The sequence below is a fragment of the Pseudomonas sp. LBUM1655 genome, assembly GCF_059716085.1.
In genome coordinates this window covers 3,985,524-4,005,669 of record NZ_CP166801.1, presented here as the reverse complement: position 1 = coordinate 4,005,669, position 20,146 = coordinate 3,985,524, and the positions used below count along the sequence as shown (strand labels likewise).

At 59.9% G+C, this 20,146-nt stretch carries 16 protein-coding genes; 3 read left to right on the top strand and 13 right to left on the bottom strand.

Going from position 1 to position 20,146, the window contains the following annotated elements:
• Positions 1-75 precede the first annotated feature (75 nt).
• The 9 genes from ACA074_RS17860 to ACA074_RS17820 all read right to left on the bottom strand — a co-directional run bounded on the left by ACA074_RS17860 (position 76) and on the right by ACA074_RS17820 (position 11,491).
• Positions 76-597: a DUF3455 domain-containing protein gene (locus ACA074_RS17860; RefSeq protein WP_489880335.1), complete on the bottom strand. Its 522-nt coding sequence runs from the start codon at positions 595-597 to the stop codon at positions 76-78.
• A 204-nt stretch (positions 598-801) separates the two neighbouring features.
• Entirely contained in the window at positions 802-2,406 is a 1,605-nt protein-coding gene (locus tag ACA074_RS17855) for an ABC transporter ATP-binding protein (RefSeq protein WP_497677506.1), read from the bottom strand.
• 1 nt (position 2,407) lies between these two features.
• Positions 2,408-3,430: an ABC transporter permease gene (locus ACA074_RS17850; protein WP_187677626.1), complete on the bottom strand. Its 1,023-nt coding sequence runs from the start codon at positions 3,428-3,430 to the stop codon at positions 2,408-2,410.
• The gene (locus ACA074_RS17845; RefSeq protein ID WP_497657763.1) at positions 3,430-4,494 is read right to left on the bottom strand and encodes a microcin C ABC transporter permease YejB; all 1,065 of its coding nucleotides are present in this window, start codon (positions 4,492-4,494) and stop codon (positions 3,430-3,432) included. Before ACA074_RS17845 ends, ACA074_RS17850 begins: the two co-directional genes overlap by 1 nt.
• Before the next feature lies 1 nt (position 4,495).
• Positions 4,496-6,361: an extracellular solute-binding protein gene (locus ACA074_RS17840; RefSeq protein WP_497677505.1), complete on the bottom strand. Its 1,866-nt coding sequence runs from the start codon at positions 6,359-6,361 to the stop codon at positions 4,496-4,498.
• A 227-nt stretch (positions 6,362-6,588) separates the two neighbouring features.
• A complete protein-coding gene (locus ACA074_RS17835; RefSeq protein WP_497677504.1) occupies positions 6,589-9,300 on the bottom strand; it encodes a TonB-dependent receptor in 2,712 nt (903 codons plus the stop codon).
• A 207-nt stretch (positions 9,301-9,507) separates the two neighbouring features.
• Positions 9,508-9,909 (bottom strand): ExbD/TolR family protein, encoded by a 402-nt coding sequence (locus tag ACA074_RS17830; RefSeq protein ID WP_007918272.1) that lies wholly within the window; start codon positions 9,907-9,909, stop codon positions 9,508-9,510.
• Positions 9,909-10,616: a MotA/TolQ/ExbB proton channel family protein gene (locus tag ACA074_RS17825; protein WP_401268383.1), complete on the bottom strand. Its 708-nt coding sequence runs from the start codon at positions 10,614-10,616 to the stop codon at positions 9,909-9,911. The genes ACA074_RS17830 and ACA074_RS17825 overlap by 1 nt, the downstream gene beginning before the upstream one ends.
• A gap of 50 nt (positions 10,617-10,666) precedes the next feature.
• Entirely contained in the window at positions 10,667-11,491 is an 825-nt protein-coding gene (locus tag ACA074_RS17820) for an energy transducer TonB (RefSeq protein WP_497614798.1), read from the bottom strand.
• Positions 11,492-12,643: 1,152 nt separating this feature from the next.
• Between ACA074_RS17820 and ACA074_RS17815 the strand changes: the two genes are divergently transcribed.
• Entirely contained in the window at positions 12,644-13,267 is a 624-nt protein-coding gene (locus ACA074_RS17815; RefSeq protein WP_497677503.1) for a glutathione S-transferase N-terminal domain-containing protein, read from the top strand.
• A 51-nt stretch (positions 13,268-13,318) separates the two neighbouring features.
• Here ACA074_RS17815 and ACA074_RS17810 read toward each other — a convergent pair whose 3' ends face one another.
• Entirely contained in the window at positions 13,319-13,759 is a 441-nt protein-coding gene (locus tag ACA074_RS17810) for a CBS domain-containing protein (RefSeq protein ID WP_187677632.1), read from the bottom strand.
• Between the two features lie 363 nt (positions 13,760-14,122).
• Between ACA074_RS17810 and ACA074_RS17805 the strand changes: the two genes are divergently transcribed.
• On the top strand, positions 14,123-16,483 hold the full coding sequence (locus ACA074_RS17805) for a DNA polymerase II (protein WP_497677502.1): 2,361 nt from the start codon (positions 14,123-14,125) through the stop codon (positions 16,481-16,483).
• Here ACA074_RS17805 and ACA074_RS17800 read toward each other — a convergent pair.
• The 3 genes from ACA074_RS17800 to ACA074_RS17790 all read right to left on the bottom strand — a co-directional run bounded on the left by ACA074_RS17800 (position 16,448) and on the right by ACA074_RS17790 (position 19,077).
• Entirely contained in the window at positions 16,448-16,918 is a 471-nt protein-coding gene (locus ACA074_RS17800; RefSeq protein ID WP_489880327.1) for a DUF1810 domain-containing protein, read from the bottom strand. The two genes, ACA074_RS17805 and ACA074_RS17800, sit on opposite strands and share 36 nt — an antisense overlap.
• Before the next feature lie 29 nt (positions 16,919-16,947).
• Positions 16,948-17,769, bottom strand: coding sequence for an aldo/keto reductase (locus tag ACA074_RS17795; protein WP_187677635.1), 822 nt, complete (start codon positions 17,767-17,769; stop codon positions 16,948-16,950).
• Positions 17,770-17,928: 159 nt separating this feature from the next.
• Positions 17,929-19,077, bottom strand: a complete 1,149-nt coding sequence (locus ACA074_RS17790; RefSeq protein WP_401268370.1) for an aldose epimerase family protein — start codon at positions 19,075-19,077, stop codon at positions 17,929-17,931.
• Positions 19,078-19,311: 234 nt separating this feature from the next.
• Between ACA074_RS17790 and ACA074_RS17785 the strand changes: the two genes are divergently transcribed.
• Entirely contained in the window at positions 19,312-20,061 is a 750-nt protein-coding gene (locus ACA074_RS17785; RefSeq protein WP_187677637.1) for a hypothetical protein, read from the top strand.
• Positions 20,062-20,146 lie beyond the last annotated feature (85 nt).

Sequence of the window (20,146 nt, the reverse complement as noted above, 5' to 3'; positions counted from 1 at the left end):
GGAGCAGATATTGGCTGACACACCGCCATCGCGAGCAGGCTCACTCCTACAGGGAATTTGTGTGGGCGCTGAAAGTCAGTTCGCCGCCCAGAAAATGTAATCCGCCTGATACTTCACCACTTCCTGCTTACCCTTGTTCGCCGCTGTGCATTCACTGCTCGGCGCCACGCCGCCCTTGAGCGCGACACGCTGGATGTAGCTCACGCCGGTCATCGCGCCTTTGCCTTCTGCAGGGTTGGCCTTGACCAGTTGATAGGGCAGGTTGCCCGGGCTCGACGGCGCTACCGCCAGTTGCGTGCCGGTGACTTTCGAACCGTCCTCGGCCTGCCAGGTGGCTGGTGGGCCGAAGTAGTTGCCGACCTTCTTGCCGCTGCGATCATTGAGCACCGCTTTGGGACCGACGAAGGTCCACTCGGTCTGCCCGGCCATATTGGGCTTGTCGCGGCATTCGTAGGTGATCTCGCCGACCCCGGTGGTTTCCAGAGCGATCTTGTGGCCGTCCGGGACTTTGATGGTGTCGGGGTAACTGCTTTGGGCGAACGTTGCCGAGGAGGCTGCGAGCAAACCGGTGAAGCAAATCAGCTGTGTGGCGTTCATCAGTGTTTTCTCCGAAAAGGGTAGATCGCTGGCAGCCAAGGAGGGCTGTTACAGGGACTACCCATGGCGGAGCCGATTGGATGCAGTGCCTGAAAAATATTTTTCAAACACCACAAATTCCCTGTAGGAGCTGCCGCAGGCTGCGATCTTTTGACTTTGATTCTTTAAACAACAAGATCAAAAGATCGCAGCCTGCGGCAGCTCCTACACAAGTTCGGCGATTGGGCGGGAAACCACCAACCCGGAAGCTTTCAGGAGTTCTTGCGTATACGGATGCTGCGGCGCCGCAAAGATCTTGCGCGACGAGCCCTGTTCCACGACCTTGCCATCCTTGATCACCATCAAGTCGTGGGCCAGGGCATGCACCACCGCCAGATCGTGGCTGATGAACAAATACGTCAGCCCATGCTTGATCTGCAATTGCCGCAACAACTCCACCACTTGCTTTTGCACCGTGCGATCCAGCGCCGAGGTCGGTTCATCGAGCAGAATCAGCGCCGGTTCCAGCACCAATGCGCGGGCGATGGAAATGCGCTGACGCTGGCCGCCGGAGAACTCATGGGGATATCGATGACGACTTTGCGGATCCAGCCCGACTTCTTCGAGCACCCGAATCACCGCTGCCTCACGCTCGGTCTCGGTACCGATGCCGTGGGTCAGCAAACCCTCGGCGATGATCTGCTGCACCGACATCCGTGGGCTGAGGCTGCCGAACGGGTCCTGAAACACCACTTGAATCTGCCGCCGCAACGGCCGCATCAAACGCTGATTAAGCAGACTCAGTTGCTTGTTGCCGAAACGGATATTGCCCTCCGATTCCACCAGCCGCAGGATTGCCTGACCCAGCGTCGACTTGCCCGAACCTGACTCCCCGACAATGCCCAATGTCTTGCCCCGTTGCAGGCTGAAGCTCACGCCATCCACCGCTTTGATGTACTCCTGCTGCCGACTGAACAAAGCCTTGGGCAACGGGAACCACACCTTCAGGTCATCGACTTCCAGCAAGTTGTGCTCATACAAGCTCGGCACCGGCGCGCCGCTGGGTTCTGCCTCGATCAGCAAGCGGCTATAAGGATGCTGCGGCGCGCGAAACAATGCTTCGCAATCGGCCTGCTCGACGATCTCGCCGTGGCGCATCACGCACACCCGCTGGGCGATGCGGCGCACCAGATTGAGGTCGTGGCTGATCAGCAGCAACGACATGCCCAGCCGCTGCTGCAACTCGATCAACAGCTCAAGAATCTTCTGCTGCACGGTCACGTCCAGCGCCGTGGTCGGCTCGTCGGCGATCAGCAGCTTCGGCTCGTTGGCCAGTGCCATGGCGATCATCACCCGTTGCCGCTGGCCGCCGGAGAGTTGATGGGGATAGGCTTTCAAACGCTGCAAGGGTTGGCGAATGCCCACCAGTTCCAGCAGCTCCAAGGTACGCGCACGGGCCGCTCGACCCTTGAGCCCCTTGTGAATCTCCAGCACCTCGCTGACCTGTTTTTCCACCGTGTGCAGCGGGTTCAGTGAAGTCATCGGCTCCTGGAAAATCATCGCAATCCGGTTGCCGCGCAAACCACGCATTTGCTGTTCACTGGCGTGCAGCAAGTCGACCCCGTTGTAGCGAATCGAGCCACTGCTGCTGACGGTTTTGCCGGGCAACAAACGCAAGATCGAATGCGCCGTCACCGACTTGCCCGAACCGGATTCACCCACCAGCGCCAGGCACTCGCCGCGGCGGATATCGAGGTTCAGACCGTGCACCACTTCCTGCCCGGCGAAAGCGACACGCAGGTCGCGGATCTCGATCAAATGGTCTTTCATGTCAGCTCCTCGGATCAAAGGCATCACGGCAGGCTTCACCGATGAAAACCAACAACGACAGAATCAGCGCCAAGGCAAAAAACGCCGTCAGCCCCAGCCACGGCGCTTGCAGATTGCGCTTGGCCTGGCCGATCAACTCGCCCAGCGACGCGGTGCCGGCGGGCATGCCGAAACCGAGAAAGTCCAGCGCGGTGAGGGTGGCGATGGCGCCGGTCAGAATGAACGGCAGGTAGGTGAGGGTGGAGGTCATCGCGTTGGGCAGGATGTGCCGGCGCATCAGCTCGCTGTCGGTCAGGCCCAAGGCCCGCGCGGCTTTGACGTATTCCAGATTGCGCCCACGCAAGAACTCGGCACGCACCACGTCGACCAGCGCCAGCCACGAAAACAACGCCATGATCCCCAGCAACCACCAGAAACTCGGCGAGACGAAACCGGACAAAATGATCAGCAGATACAGCACCGGCAACCCCGACCAGATCTCCAGCACCCGTTGCCCGAGCAGATCAACCCAACCGCCGTAATAGCCCTGCAACGCCCCGGCAACGATGCCGATTAGCGCACTGATACCGGTGAGGATCAGCGCAAACAGAATCGAAATCCGCGTGCCGAATATCACTCGCGCCAAGACGTCCCGCGCCTGATCGTCGGTGCCCAGCCAATTGCTGGAGGAGGGTGGACTCGGCGCCGGTTCGGCGAGGTCGTAATTGACCGTGTCGTAACTGAACGGGATCGGCGGAAACAGCATCCAGCCGCCCTGATCCTCGATGAGTTTGTGCACATAGTTGCTGGCGTAATCCGGCTGGAACGGCAACTCGCCGCCGAAATCGGTTTCCAGGTAATCGCTGAGGATCGGGAAATACAAGGCGTTGTGGTAGCGGATCACCAGCGGCTTGTCATTGGCGATCAACTCGCCGCCGAGGCAAATCAGGCACAGGCCGATGAACAGCCACAGCGACCAGCGCCCGCGCCGGTTGGCTTTGAACTGAGCGACACGGCGCTGACCCAGAGGAGAAAGTGTGAACATCAGGCAGTCCTCGCCGAGAAGTCGATGCGCGGGTCGAGCAGGGTGTAGCAAAGGTCGCCGATCAGCTTGATCAACAGGCCGAACAGGGTGAACAGAAACAGCGCGCCGAACACCACCGGGTAGTCGCGCGACACTGCCGCTTCGTAGCTCATGCGGCCGAGGCCGTCGAGGTTGAAGATGGTTTCGATCAACAGGGAACCGGCGAAAAACACCTCGATCAGCGCCGACGGCACACCGGCTACCACCAGCAGCATGGCGTTGCGAAACACATGGCCGTAGAGCACGCGGCGCTCAGTCAACCCTTTGGCCCGCGCGGTGATCACGTACTGACGGCTGATCTCGTTGAGAAAGCTGTTTTTGGTCAGGATGGTCAGCGTGGCGAAACCGCCGATCACCAGCGCCGTCACTGGCAGTACCAAATGCCAGAGGTAGTCGCCGACCTTGCCCAAGGTGCTGAGGCTGTCGAAGTTGTCCGACACCAGGCCCTGCACCGGAAACCAGTTGACGTAACTGCCGCCGGCGAACACCACGATCAGCAGGATTGCAAAGAGAAACGCCGGCATCGCGTAGCCGATGATGATCGCCGTGCTGCTCCAGACGTCGAAGGCGCTGCCGTTCTTGATGGCCTTGCGAATGCCCAGCGGAATCGAGATCAGGTAAGTGATCAGCGTCGCCCACAGCCCAAGCGACAACGACACCGGCAGCTTCTGCGCGATCAAGTCAGTGACCTTGGCGCCACGAAAGAAACTGCTGCCCAGATCCAGTTGCGCGTAGTTTTTCAGCATCAGCCACAGGCGTTCGTGCAGGGGTTTGTCGAAACCGTAGTGGTGTTTGATTTCCTCGATCAGCGCCGGGTCGAGGCCACGGCTGCTGCGCCCGGCGCCGCCAATCGCGGCGACCTCGCCACCACCGCCCATGCTGTGCCCGCCAAAGCCCTGCAGGCGGGCGATGGCTTGTTCCACCGGGCCACCCGGCGCGGCCTGCACGATAAGGAAATTGACCACCAGAATGCACAACAGCGTCGGGATGATCAGCAGCAAGCGTCGACTCAGATAACGCAGCATGTCACTGGCCCCCCGCGAGCTGGGCGTTCATCTGTTGTGTGGTCAACGGCTTGGCCGAAACCTCCCACCAGGTTTCCAGACCTTCGTTGTACAGCGGCTGCTGCGCCGGCATGCCGAAACGGTTCTGGTACACCGTCGGCGTGCCTTTGGAGTAGTAGTTGGGAATCATGTAGTAACCCCATTGCAGCACCCGGTCGAGGGCGCGGGCGTAATGCACCATGGCGTCGCGGGTATTGGCCTGGACGAGGCCGTCGATCAGTTGATCCACGGCCGGGTTGGCCAACACCATCGAATTGGAACTGCCGATTTGCGTGGCACTTTGCGAGGCGTAAAGGCTGTACAGCTCGCGGCCGGGGGAGACGATCGGATCGCCACTGCGTGGGAAACTGGTGACGATCATGTCGTAGTCCCGGGCGTTGAGCCGGTTGACGTATTGCGCCGAGTCGATGCGGCGCAAATTGAGGGTGATGCCGATCTGCGCGAGGGTGCGTTTGAACGGCAGCAGCATGCGGTCGAACCCGCCCTGACCGTCGAGAAATGTGAACTCCAACGGTTCGCCGGCCGCGTTGACCAGCCGATTGTTTTTCGCCGTCCACCCAGCCTCGGCCAGCAGCTTCAACGCTTGCAGTTGCTTGTCGCGGATGTAGCCGCTGCCATCGGTTTTGGGTGCCTGATAAACCGTGGTGAACACTTCGTCGGGGATCTGCCCGCGCAGCGGTTCGAGGATCTTCAACTCCTCGGCGTCGGGCAGGGCGGTCGCGGCCATTTCACTCTTCGGCCAGAAGCTGTTCTGCCGCACGTAGAAGCCGCGCATCATCTGCTTGTTGGTCCACTCGAAATCCCACAACAGGCTGATCGCCTGACGCACGCGACGATCCTGGAAGATCGGGTTCTGCAGGTTGAACACGAAACCCTGAGCGGCGGTGGGTTTTTCCGGTGCGAGGATCGACTGCTGCAAGCGACCGTCACGCAGTGCCGGGCTGTCGTAACCCACCACATAGCCGGAAGAAGAAAATTCGCGGTTGTAGTCGAATGCGCCGGCCTGCAATAGCTGGCGAGCGACGTCGGTGTCGCCGTAGAAATTGATCGTCAGGTTGTCGAAGTTGTACATGCCGCGGCTGACCGGCAGGTCTTTGCCCCACCAGTCCGGATCACGCTGGAAACTGATGCTGCGCCCGGCATCGACCTTGCTTACGCGATACGGGCCGCTGCCCAGCGGCGGCTCGAAACCGCCACCGTTGGCGAAGTCGCGCGTCTTCCACCAGTGCTCTGGCACCACGCGCATCGTCGCCAGATCCAGCGCCAAGGTGCGGTTGAGGTTGTTCTTGAAGGTGAAGCGAATCTGTTGCGGACTCTCGATCAACGCGTCCTGCACGTCGGCGTATTGCTGGCGATAGCTCAGGCTGCCCTTGGTCATCAGCAGGTTGAAGGTGTAGCGCACGTCTTCGGCAGTGATCGGCGTGCCGTCGGCGAAGCGGGCCTTGGGGTTGAGGGTGAAACGCACCCAGAGGCCTTCGGGATCGCGCTCCATCTGCTGGGCGACCAGGCCGTAGACGGTGTAGGGCTCATCCAGCGAACGGAACGCCAGCGGCGAATACACCCAGTCATTGACCTGCACCACGGAAATGCCTTGATCGGCATAGGGCGCGATGTAGTTGTACTGACCGATCTCCATCGACGCACGGCTGAGCGAACCGCCCTTGGGCGCCTTGGGATCGACGAAATCGAAATGCTGGAAATCCGCCGGGTATTTCGGCGCCTCGCCGTACACCGTCATTGCGTAAGTGCCGACGGCCAGCGCATGGGCGGCATTGCACAGCAGTGCACTGCCAAAAAGCAGCGCAGCCATGTTGCGCATGAATTTCATGAAGTCACTCCACTGAATCCCTAGGAAGGTCACGCACGAAAATGTGGAGGTAAACCTGTGGTGAGGGGATTTATCCCCGACCGGCTGCGAAGCAGTCGCAAAGCCATTGCATGCGGTTGTTCTGGTCATCCGCAGTTGCAGGTTTTGGGGGCGCCTCGCACCCCATCGGGGATGAATCCCCTCACCACAAAAGCTCACTCACACAAGGGGTGTATCCAGCCCTGGGGTTAGAAGTGATAAGTCATCCGCGCAAACAGCGTGCGGCCCAGCGGATCGGTGTAGCGCGGGTCATAGCCGCTCTGGAAGTTGTAGGCCTGGTTGGAGAACGGTGGGTTGCGGTCGAACACGTTCTTCATCCCGGCATCGACATCCAGCACCTTGTTGAAGGTGTAACCGGCCGACAGGTCCCACACCGAATACGACGCCGCGCGCGCATGGGTATCGCGGTCGTAGTCGTTGTAACCGGTGGTGAAGCGGTTGGTCAGCGCCGCCCGCGCCGCGCCGAAGGTCCAGCTGCCGGTCAGGTTGTGCTTCCAGCGAGCGATCACGCCGTCACCTTGAAAGTCGCCGACCTTGTCGGTGAACGGGCCTTTGATGGTGCTCTGGAAGTCGTACTCGTCCACGTAGGTGCCTTGCAGCCCGAGACCGAACTGACCGTACGGCGTGTTCGGGAAGCGATAGTCGAGCGACACGTCGACACCGTTGGTTTCGACGATGCCGAGGTTGGCGTTACCGGTGACGATGTAGTTGAGCGTGCCATCGGCGTTGCGCACGAAGCGATCCGGGTAGCTGCCGGCCTGATCAAAGACGGTGGATTCCGGGAATGGCTGGATCTGGTTGGAGATGTGAATCCACCAGAAATCCAGACCCACCGACAGGTTGCTGATCGGCTGATAAACAAAGCCCAGTGTCACGTTGCGCGCCTTCTCCGGGGCCAGATCCTCGTTGCCGCCAATCTGGTTCAGGAACTGCTGACCGCAATCACGCCCGCCGTTGCCGCCCGGTTGCACCACACCGCCGGTACACAGCGCCGGGTCGTTGTAGTAACCCTGGGTGAACGTGATGCTGCGCGGTGAATACAGTTCGTAGAGCGACGGCGCACGGAAACCTTCGCTGTACGCACCACGCACCACGAGCTCTTTGAGCGGCTGATAACGGAACGAGTATTTCGGGTTGGTGGTGCTGCCGAAGTCGCTGTATTTGTCGTGGCGCACGGCGGCAGACAATTCGAGACTGTCGAGCACCGGCACGTTGATCTCGGCATACGCGGCTTTCACGCTGCGGTCGCCTTCGACGCTGCCGGCCGGGTCGATACCGAGGCTCTGGATGTCACCGGCAAACTGCTCGAAGTCCTGGTGGAATTTCTCTTTGCGGTACTCGCCACCCAGTGCCAGACCGGAAGGGCCGGCACCGAACCAGTCGCCGATTTCGCGGCTGATGCGCCCGTCAAATCCGGCGACCCGGCCGACAGCCGTGGAGTAGGCGCCGTGGTAGGCGGCGGCGTCGATGTACTGCTGACCAGCGGCCGACTGCGGGCCGAACGGATTGAGCAAGCCGCTGGCCAGACCATCGATCATCGCCTGATCGCTGACATAACCGCTGGTGACGCTGGAGACGATTTTGTTCTGGTTGTACGAGGCGCCGACGTTGTAATCCCAGCCGCCAACCAGGCCGTCGAAACTCAGCAGGAAGCGCTGGCTGGTGTTCTGGTCTTTCGATTCACGCGGGCCTGCTGCCGTTTCGCGCCAGTTGACGTCGACCGGTTGCGTCGGGTCGAGGGCGAAATCGGTCGGCGCCGGGGTGATGCCGTTGCCGGGGTAGTAGGGCGACGAGGAATCCAGGCTCAGACCGGTGAGCGGAGCAGGGCCGATGGACGTGGCGTTGTTGTTGCGTGACCAGAAGTATTCGAGGTTGACGTTGTGATCGTCGCCCAGTTTGCCGGTGGTCTTGCCGAAGAACGAAGTCTTCTCGGTTTGTGGCACCAGGTCGATGTATTCGCGGGTGCTGAAGCGGCACAGGCCATCACGGGCGACCAGGTTGGGGCCGTTGCAATTGCTGTTGGCCAGCGGGTTGGTGGCGTTGCCGTTCTGGCTGTAGTTGCCAGGGAATGCAGTGCCGGAGGTCTGGTCGAGGCCGCGACCGGGCGCGTAGTCGGTGGCGAAGGAGCGGTCGTTGGCGTCGAGGTTCTGCTGTTTGTTGTAGTTGAACACGCCGAGCACGTTGAAGCGGTCTTCTTCCAGATCGCCGTAACCCCAACTGGCGCTCATGTCCTTGGTCGCACCGCCGCCGCTGTGGGTCGGGGTTTCGCCGCCGAGGGTGAGCTGGCCGTCAGTCAGGGATTTCTTGGTGATGAAGTTGATCACGCCGCCGATGGCGTCGGTGCCGTACAGCGCCGATGCGCCGTCACGCAGCACTTCCACACGCTCGATGGCGGCAAACGGGATCATGTTCAGATCCACCGCGCCGCCGGCCGAGTTGGTACCCGACAAGGCGTTGTTGGCCAGCCGTCGACCGTTGAGCAACACCAGCGTCTTGTTCGCGCCGATACCGCGCATGTCGGCGAACGATGCGCCACCCGTGGCCGCGCCGACCGAGCCTGCACTGTTGTTGATCGACTGGCTGCCGGTGATGCGTTGCACCAGCTCGGCGGTGGTGGTCACGCCCTGTTTGCGCAGTTCATCGGCCTTGAGAATGGTGATCGGCACCGCCGTCTCCGCATCGACCCGGCGAATCGCCGAACCGGTCACTTCCACCCGTTGCAGTTGCGTGGTCGGCGCAACCACTGCGGCGGCGGCCGGGACGCCAGCATTATCGTCCTCCGCCGCTTGCACGGTCCCGGCGCCCATCCCCATGGCCACCAGATACAGCGGAACAAAACGATGGCGAGAAATCGTGGCCACCAATGGTTTGAGCGTGAAGCGTGGAGTGTTCATCAGCATGGTTGTTTCCGACTTTGTTAGACGTTATCGAATTGGCCTTGTGAGCCCCTCATTGCTCCGCTTTCGGTGATACCGCGTGCGGAAAACCACTTTCTTCAAGCAAGCCGATCCCCTCCGAAGACGCCGTGCGTTTTTTCGGTCGGCTGATTGCGACGGGATGCTTCAGCGGTGCCGGGCGTGTTTCTCAATGCGCGCCCGGCACCGCACTCAGTGGGTGGTCATCACCGATATCTTGGTGATGCCTGAGCGTTCGATAGACGCCATGGCTTTGGCCACCTGGCCGTAATTGACGGCGGAGTCGGCCTGCAACTGGACGCGTACTTCTGCGTCCTTGGCCTTGACCTCCTTGAGGCTGGCCTCCAGTGATTCCGGTGCCAGTTCGGTCTTGGCCAGATAGAACTTGCCGTCCTGGTCAACGCTGACCACCACCGGGTCTTTCTTTTCGGCGGGGGCGACGGCGTCGGTTTTCGGCAAGTTCACTTTGATTGCATTGGTCATCAGCGGCGCGGTGACAATGAACACCACCAGCAGCACAAGCATCACGTCCACCAGTGGCGTGACGTTCATTTCGCTGAGTACTTCATCGCTGTCTTGAGTGGAGAAAGACATCAGCTGGCCTCCCGCACGGCGGCCGTGGTTTTGCTGGCAATGGCCTGACGGCTGATGGAAAACGCACTGCGCGAGGCGAGGGCGTCGAAGTCGTGGGCGAAGTCATCCATGTCCGCCGAAGCGAGTTTCAGACGACGCAGGAAGAAGTTGTAAATCAGCACCGCCGGCACCGCGACGGCGATCCCCACGCCGGTGGCGATCAGCGCGTGGCCGATGGGGCCGGCGACCGCTTCAAGGCTGGCCGAGCCGGTTTCGCCGATGCTTTGCAGCGCTTCCATGATTCCCCAGACGGTGCCGAAGAGGCCAATGAACGGCGCGGTGCTGCCGATACTGGCGAGGATCGCCTGACCGTTTTCCAGCGAGCGGCGTTCTTTCTGGATCTGCTGGCGCAGATTGCGTTCCAGACGATCGGAACGGTTGATGGTGTGCGCAAGTTGTTGCGTGGTGCGCGGCGATTCTTCCACCAGCAGCGCTTCGAAACCGCTGCTGGCGATGCGCGCCAGTGAGCCTGGGTATTGGCTGGCGTGTTCGGCGGCGGTGAGCAGATCCGGCGCGCCCCAAAAGGCTTTGCTGAATTGTTTGTTCTGGGCTTTCTGGCGCAGGTATTGCGCCGACTTGACCAGCAGGATCGCCCAACTGACCACGGAAAACAGCACCAGGCCCCAAAGCACACCGGGGACAATCATCGAAGACAGTGAATCGTTCATGGCTACACCTCGCTTGCATTAAATCGGTTGTGAGTTCGTGGTTTGTGCCGTTATTGCGGCAATTTGAAATCGATGGTCTGGGTGGCGAAGCCGTCAATCGGCGTGTCACCGCGCTTGGCCGGAATAAACTTCCAGTTCTTCACGGCGGCGACCGCAGCTTCGTCCAGTTGCGCCTTGCCGCTGGACTTGGTCACCGTCACCGAACCTGCGCGACCGTTGGCCAACACCTGAATGCGCAGCACCACGCTGCCTTCCCAGTTACGCCGCAGCGCCAGCGACGGGTATTCCGGCGGCGGGTTGCCGAGGCTGGCGAGGCCGGAAATCGCTGCCGACTCTTTCACCGGGCCGGGTGCAGCCGCAGGTGCCGGTGGCGCGCTCGGTTTTGCTGGCGCCGCAGGAGCGGCCGGTTGTGCCGGAGCGGGCGGGGCTTTTGGCGGCTCGACCTTTTTCACCGGTTTGGGTTTTTCGACCGGTTTTGGTTTTTCGATTGGCTTGGGCTTCTCCACCGGTTTGGGTGGCGGTTTGACCGCGTCCTCGTCTTCCACCGGTTGCTCGGGTTCGGGCGGCGGTGGAGGCGGTGGCGGCGGCGGTGGTTCCGGAGTGGGCGGTGCGGGTGGCGTCGGGCTGGTCAGCTCGACGGTCATTTCCGGAATCTGCGGCGGCGTGGGCAGTGGCTCGGGTCGGGTCTGCTGAAAAAACCACCACGCACCGCCATGTATCAGCGCCGACACGGCAATCAACAGAACCATTTGCTGTTTGTTCAACCCGCCGGGCTGCGAGGTATTGGCTTTAAAGGCCGGCCTGCCGGATACCGGCGGGAGCGGCGCTTCCCGTAACGGCCCCGGCAGGGTCTTGTGCTTTACCGCATCGTTCATTAAAGCTCCCTCGGGTTGATGAAGGGCAATAAGGTGCCGTCCGAACATGTGCGTCATGTTCGAGTGGGTGGGTGCAACTTTCTTTAAGGTGTGCGCAAGCCGATAGTTAAACTATCAATTGAATAAGGCTTGTGTGCCGTTACTGGCTTAGAGCCATCGACTTCGAGTGTTCATCATCCATTCCCTGGTGTTGTTCTATGTAGGAGCTGCCGAAGGCTGCGATCTTTGCTTTTAAGATCGAGATCAAAAGATCGCAGCCTTCGGCAGCTCCTACAGGTCGCAGTTGGTTAAAGTGTCCGTATTTCATTTTGCAACCGCTGTGCCAAATGTTGCTGAAATGTACTTGGGTTATTTCAGCGATGTTACCCATGTCGCATTTATATAAGTTTTAGGGGCTGGCGGATTTTTTCGTTGCGCATAAATCTCCATCAGCCCGAATGCAGAGGCTTTTTCAAGGGCGAGTCAGACTTAACGCTATATCACGCTGAAGGGCGAGACAGAGCGGCTGCTCTCATGCCCGCCAGGGCACTTGCTGGTGCAGGGCGGACTGATTTGGTGCGGGTCAATGTTTTAGCGGTTCACAGACGATGTTCCTTGTTTTTGTTTAAATGAAATCAATGCTTCAAGTTTGGGTTAGTTGCAAACGCAAGAACGGTTTTGGTGCACGGGCAAACAGTTAATTAGCTATTGTTCGACAATCCAGCTGTCGTTCATTAATGCACTGCCTGTTGGGTGTTGTATTTAAAAAATAAATAACACGCTGCCGTCGGCGCATAACTCAGCGCCGAACACAGTGCGTGGTCGCTTGATTCAGGTAATAAAGTAAATACGCAGGGCGCCGGGGCTGTTCTGCTGAACTCGGCGTTGGGCGGATAGACGCAAACGGACAGTGATGCGGCAGAGCGATTGAAGATTCACGCGGTGAACTCCTTGTTACCAGCTCGGATACACGAACTTTTGGTTCGGTATCGCACCTTACAAGAACGCGGATAGCGTTCGATGATTGCTCTTGGTGCGGGATGGGCACCGCCAGCGCTGTTTTGCGAGGTTTGAATTCGCAAGTGGCGAGTGCATGGGAAAAACGTGCCAAATCGGATACACCAGCTATAAATAGGGCTACACCAGATGCCTGTCGGGATTGAGGAGGGGGTTATGTATCAGCTCTACGGACATCGCAACTCAGGCGCCGCCGCTATTGAAGCGGCGCTGGAGCTGTGTCAGATCGCATTTCGCTTCATTGATATTGAAGCCAGTACCGAAGCCGCCGAAGCGTTGGCGCAACTCAATCCACTGAAACAGATCCCGACCCTGCAACTGCCCGATGGCAGTGCGGTCACCGAGAGCGCGGCGATTCTGATTCATTTGGGCCTGACGTTTCCCAAGTCAGGATTGTTGCCGGCCGAGGCAGACGAGCGTGACCAGGCGATTCGCGGCCTCGTGTACATCGTCAGCAATTGCTACGCGGCCATTGGCGTCATCGACTACCCCGAGCGCTGGCTGCTGATGCCCGACGAAGCGTCGCGGCAGAACCTGATCGCCGGCGCCCGTGAGCGTCTGCACTGGAGTTGGGAGGTGTTTGCTGACCAGTTTTCCGCCGAGCTGTACCTGGACGACGAAACGCCGGGGGCGCTGGACGTGCTGGCGGCGGTGGTGACACGTTGGGCGGGCAGCCGCGAGCATCTGCGCCAGACGCGGCCCGGTTTCTATGCGTGGCTACAACGCATTGACCGGCATCCGGTGCTGGCGCCGGTATTCGCCCGGCATTGGCCAGTCTGAGCTTTCCTCTGATCGTTCCCACGCTCTGCATGGGAACGATCGCGGTTAGGTTTATTCCCCGCGAATGTACTGCTCCAACTGTTTGATCAACTCCGCCTGTTCGGCAATCGCTTCCTTGACCAGGTCACCAATCGACAGCAAGCCGATCAATTTGCCGTTCTCCACCACCGGCAAGTGGCGCAGGCGTTTGTCGGACATGATGCCCAGGCAAGTGTCGACAGTCTGGTGGGTATCCACCGTGATCACGTTGGCAACCATGATGTCGCGTACCGGCGTGCCGACTGAAGAGCGGCCATGCAGCACCAGTTTGCGCGCGTAATCGCGTTCACTGATGATGCCGACCACATTGTCGTCTTCCACGACCAGCAAGGCGCCGACGTTTTTCTCGGCCATCTTCATCAGTGCTTCGAGCACCATGTGATCAGGCTTGATCTGGTGCACTTCCTGATTTTTCTGATCTTTGAGCTTGAGCAGTTGGGCGACGGTCTTCATGGCAGTTACTCAGGTGTTGTCGTTGTTATCCAAGCATCGTAGACGCTGGCGTTCAGGGCAAGGTGGCAAAGCGGCAGATAACACGCAAAAAACGTCATTTGCCGCACTTTTTCTCCAGCAGCACGCACTTGTGGTGACTGAACCCCTGTGGCGAGGGGATTTAGCGAAACGTCGCACCGCCCCGATGGCCTGCGCAGCAGGCCCGGAATCAGACTGCCGGGTTTGCCTGACACACCGTGTCGGATGGTTTTGGGCCTGCTACGCAGGCCATCGGGGATAAATCCCCTCGCCACAGGGGATAGGGTTATCCCTTGAAGGGCAGCGTAGAATGCCTGCCAGATTCAATTTTCCGAGGTCGTAGTGGTGGATTTACAGCAGGGCTTCGTCCTGACCCGGCATTGGCGCGATACGCCGGCCGGCACCGAAGTCGAGTTCTGGCTGGCGACCGACGCCGGGCCGCGCCGTGTGCGCTTGCCGCATCAGCCGTCGGTGGCGTTTATCCCCGCCGAGCAGCGCGCAGCCGCCGAGCGCCTGCTGCATGACGAAAAGAACGTCGAACTGCGCCCCCTGGCCCTGCAGGATTTCGAGCATCGCCCGGTGCTCGGCCTGTATTGCCAGCAACATGGCCAGTTGATGCGTCTGGAAACCGCGCTCAACCGCCACGGCGTCGATGTTTTCGAGGCCGATGTGCGCCCGCCGGAACGCTATCTGATGGAGCGTTTCATCACCGCACCGGTGTTGTTCAGCGGCACCGCCGATGCCGACGGCACATTGCTCAACGCCCACCTCAAACCCGACCCCGAGTATCGGCCAAAGCTGCGACTGGTCTCGCTGGACATCGAAACCACCGAAACCGGCGAGTTGTACTCCATCGCTCTTGAAGGCTGCGGCGAGCGTCAGGTGTACATGCTCGGCGCGCCCAACGGTGACGCCAGCATCGTCGACTTCGACCTTGAATACTGCGACTCACGCACGGTGATCCTGAAGAAGCTCAACGATTGGTTCGCCCGCCATGATCCCGACGCGATCATCGGCTGGAACGTCGTGCAGTTCGATCTGCGCATCCTCCACGAACACGCGCGGCGCCTCGGCGTACCGTTGAAAATCGGCCGTGGCGGTGAAGAGATGCAGTGGCGCGAACACGGCAGCCGCAACCATTACTTCGCCTCGGCGGCGGGGCGCCTGATCATCGACGGCATTGAGTCGCTGCGTTCGGCGACCTGGAGTTTCCCTTCGTTCAGTCTGGAAAACGTCGCGCAGACCTTGCTTGGCGAAGGCAAGTCCATCGACAACCCGTACCAGCGCATGGATGAGATCAACCGCATGTTCGCCGAGGACAAACCGGCGCTGGCCAAGTACAACCTCAAGGACTGCGAACTGGTCACGCGGATTTTCGCCAAGACCGAACTGCTGACGTTTTTGCTGGAGCGCGCCAGCGTCACCGGCCTGCCGGCGGATCGCAGTGGCGGCTCGGTGGCGGCGTTCACGCATCTATATATGCCGTTGATGCACCGTCAGGGTTTCGTGGCGCCGAATCTGGGCACCAATCCGCCGCAGGCCAGCCCCGGTGGCTTTGTCATGGACTCGCGACCGGGGCTGTACGAATCGGTGCTGGTGCTCGATTACAAGAGCCTTTATCCGTCGATCATCCGCACCTTTCTGATTGATCCGGTCGGGCTGATCGAAGGCTTGCAGCATCCGGACGATGCCGACTCCGTGCCGGGCTTTCGTGGCGCCAGATTCTCACGCACCCGGCATTGCCTGCCGTCCATCGTCTCGCGAGTCGCCGAGGGCCGCGAGACCGCCAAGCGCGAACACAATGCGCCGCTGTCCCAGGCGCTGAAGATCATCATGAACGCCTTCTATGGCGTGCTCGGCTCCAGCGGTTGCCGGTTCTTTGATACACGGTTGGCGTCGTCGATCACTCTGCGCGGCCACGAGATCATGCTGCGCACGCGCAAGTTGATTGAAGAGCAGGGCCACGCGGTGATCTACGGTGACACCGACTCGACCTTCGTCTGGCTGCGTCGTCCCCACGGGCAGGAAGAAGCAGCGGCCATCGGCCATGCGCTGGTCAAACACGTCAACGACTGGTGGCGTGAGCATGTGCGTGACGAATACGGGCTGGAAAGCGCCCTCGAATTGCAGTTCGAAATTCACTACAAACGCTTTCTGATGCCGACCATTCGTGGCGCGGAGGAGGGCAGCAAGAAGCGCTACGCCGGCCTGGTTACCCGCGCCGACGGCAGCGAGGAAATGGTCTACAAAGGCCTGGAAACCGTGCGCACCGACTGGTCGCTTTTGGCCCGGCAATTTCAGCAGGAACTGTACGAGCGGATCTTCCAGCGCAAGCCCTATCAGGATTATGTGCGTGACTACGTGCGCAAAACCCTGGCGGGTGAATTCGATGATCGACTGATCTATCGCAAACGCCTGCGCCGCACCCTCGACGATTACGAGCGCAATGTTCCGCCCCACGTGCGCGCGGCGCGGCTGGCCGATGATTACAACACGCAGCACGGACGACCGCGGCAGTACCAGAACGGTGGCTGGATCAGCTACGTGATTACCCTGGCCGGCCCCGAACCGCTGGAAGTGCGGCGATCCACCATCGACTACGACCACTACATCACCCGGCAACTGCAACCGGTGGCGGATGCGATCCTGCCGTTTGTCGACGACGACTTCTCAACCCTGATCGGGGGACAACTGGGCCTGTTTTGAGTCCAGCAGTTGCAACGTCCACTCATCGAGGATGCCGTGGAAGTAGCGCTCAAGTGCCTGGTTGAACAAGCTGTCTTCAGCAGCGAACTGGGCGAACAGCGTCATTGAGGAGTGAAATTTCAGGTCATCGGGATGGCCGAAAATCTCGGCAATCGAACGCTCTCGCACATTCAGCACAAGCTGCGTGCAGGCGCGTAATCGTGCGCCGAGCAAGGGATGGTCCAGATAGGTCTGAGCTTCCTCGGCCGAACCGATGGCGAAGCGCCGGGACATCTCACTGCCGCCCAGGCCTGCGAACTGCGGGAAGACAAACCACATCCAGTGGCTGCGTTTGCGGCCCTCGTCGAGTTCGCGCTGGACCCGTTCGAAAACCGGGTCCTGTGCCTGGATAAAACGTTGCAGATTGAACGGGTCGTACTGATCAGTGCTTCTCATCGCGAAGCCCTCTGCCAGTCGGCGGTGGCTCAGACCATGGCCAACCGCTGCTTGCGCTTTGGCGCGTGAAACGCCTGGTCCAGCGCTGCCAGATCCCCGGCCTCCAGTTGCAACTGCGCCGCTTGTGCATTGAGTTGCACGTGTTCCGGCCGCACAGCTTTGGGAATCGCAATTACGCCATCCTGACGCAGAATCCACGCCAGCGAAACCTGTGCCGGGGTCGCGTTGTGACGAGCGGCAATCTGTTTCAACACCGGATCAGCCAGCATCGCGCCGCCTTGACCGATCGGACAGTACGCCATCAGCGGCATACGTTGCTGCTGGCACCACGGCAGCAGGTCGAATTCGACGCCGCGTTCTTCCAGGTTGAAGAGCACCTGATTGGTCGCGCAGGCCGGTGACGCCAGTTCTTCAAGATCATCAACATCGAAGTTCGACACGCCCCAACGGCCGATCTTGCCGTCCTCGCGCAGACGTTCGAACGCCTCGACGGTTTCTTCCAGCGGATACTGGCCGCGCCAATGCAACAGATAGAGGTCGATGTAATCAGTGTCGAGCCGACGCAGACTGCGCTCGCAGGCTAGCGGAATACCTTTGCGGCTGGCGTTGTGCGGGTAGACCTTGCTGACTAGAAACACTTGATCACGCAGGCCGGCAATGGCTTCGCCAACCACGGTTTCGGCACCACCCTCGGCGTACATTTCAGCGCTGTCGATCAGGGTCATGCCCAGCTCGATGCCAGTGCGCAGCGCGGTGACTTCACGTTTGTGCGCCGAACGATCCTCACCCATGCGCCAGGTGCCCTGGCCAATCACCGGAACCTGCACGCCGGCCAATTCGAGGGTACGCATTCAAACCTCCTTTCTGAAACGGTCGATACCTTAGTGGGCAGCAGGATAGTCCAAGGGTTCAAAAAGCAAAAAGATCGCAGCCTGCGGCAGCTCCTACATTGGGCTCGGGTTTCGCCCTGTAGGAGCTGCCGCAGGCTGCGATCTTTTGATCTTCAGCTTTTATTTGGCAGAAAACTTCAGCACCACGCTGTGCGCATAATCCTGCCCCGGATCCAGCCGCGTGCTCGGGAAGTTCGGCTGATTCGGTGAGTCAGGATAGTGCTGCGTCTCCAAGGTAAACGCGCCCCAGTGCGGATACACCTTGCCGCCCTTGCCCTTGACGGTGCCATCGAGGAAGTTGCTGGTGTAGAACTGCACGCCCGGTTCGCTGGTGAACAACTGCAAATGCCGGCCGGACTGTGGATCACTGACCTCGGCGGCGACTTTGCTCACGTCACCCTTGGTATCCAGCGCCCAGTTGAAATCGAAGCCACCCTGTTTAGGCTCGGCGAATTTCAACTGCGGGTGATCAGCCTTGATGTGCGTGCCAATTGCCGTTGGCTTGGTGAAATCCATCGGTGTACCTGCCACCGGCGCCAGTTCGCCGGTCGGGATCAGCTTGCCGGTGACCGGGGTGTAATGGCTGGCGTGCAGGGTCGCGACCTGTTTGAGGATGTCGCCATTGCCGGCACCCGCGAGGTTGAAGTAGCTGTGGTTGGTCAGGTTGAGCACGGTCGGTTTGTCGGTGCTGGCCTTGTAGTCGATGCGCAGTTCGTTGCTGTCGGTCAGGCGATAGGTCACTTCGGTGGTGAGGTTGCCTGGGAAGCCCATTTCACCGTCCGCCGACAGATAGGTCAGGGTCACGCCGACTGAGTCCTTGTCTTTGGTTTCCTGCGCTTTCCAGACCTTTTTATCGAAACCCTGAGTGCCGCCGTGCAAGGCGTTGGACTTGTCGTTCTGTGGCACTTGATAGCGCTTGCCGTCGAGTTCGAAAGCGCCGTCGGCCAGGCGATTACCGAAACGGCCGATGGTCGCGCCGAAGTAGGCGGTGCCTTTCTGGTAGCCCTGCACATCGTCGAAACCGAGCACCACGTCGGCGGCTTTGCCTTGTTTGTCCGGCACCAACAGCGATTGCAGGGTCGCGCCGTAGGTGATGACAGTGGCTTGCATGCCGTGGCTGTTGCGCAGGATGTATTGCTCGACGGGCGTGCCGTCATTGGTTTTGCCGAAGGCTTTGTGTTCGGCGGTCAGGCCCGCCGCATTGGCGGAAAGGGTGGCGATCATCAGGGACAGTCCGAGGCCGGAGAGCAAGTGACGGGATTGAAGCATGGTTGACCTTCCTTTTTGTTGTTGTTTTCAAAACAGGTTAATAGTCATGCTAATTGAGGCGTGAATCAGAATTTATAGCGGATTAAACGTTTATTGCAAAAATAAAGTCGGACTAAATGGTTGCCGAAGGTCGGGAAACCACGCGAACACTGCACTTTTCAGCAATTGGCGGCTCTATCCATGGCCAGGATGCGGTGACTCCCGCCGCACAGGAATGTGCCTGTTCGAGAATTCATGCCGAGAGCTTTTCACCTGATCGCCCGTGTTGTTCATCGCCCGTGCCTGTTGCTGGCCTGTCTGTCGTCGCTGTTTGTCAGCGGCTGCACGCATCAGGACGGCAATGGTTTCATCGCTCAGATTCGTGACGGTCAACCGCAGGAATTCCTGCAGACCAGCGTCGACCGTATGGCCACGCTGGCGATGCGCGACAACCTCAACAGTCTTTATCGGTTGATGGGCAAGTTGTACCTGCGCAACCCCGAAGAGCTGCGCAAATCCGGCTTCCTCAATATCCACGCCGCGGTGAAGCAGGTACGCCTGGCCATCGAGCAGCAGCAACCGTTGCCGGTGCTGGGCGGGCGCAAGGATCTGGCTGCGCTCAGTTATGCGATGAGCCCGGAGTTTCTCGGTGATCGGGTCGGCGCGTTCATCTATGCCATCGGCAGCATGTTGGTCACCGCCCATGGCAATCGCGTCGAGTTCTACATGACTGACGCGATCAACCCGACGTTCGTTCACAACGCCGCGCGCAACATCGAAAAAGCCACGTGGATTCTGTCCCAGCGCCAGAACAAGGAAGGCCAGCCGCTGCTGTTCTCCAATGAGATTTCGGAGGAGGGCAGCAACCTGAGTTTCGCCACGGAGTTCGGCAAAGTGGTGGCGCGCCTTGATCTGCTTACGCAAATGCTCGATGAGCGCTACCGGCGCATTGGCCTGAATTACGCGCAAAGTCTGCTGTTTCTGAATTTTTTGCCGGTGCAATAAATCTGACGTCGCCACCTTGCCCCTGTAGGAGCTGCCGAAGGCTGCGATCTTTTGACTTTGTTTTTCAAGATCAAGATCAAAAGAT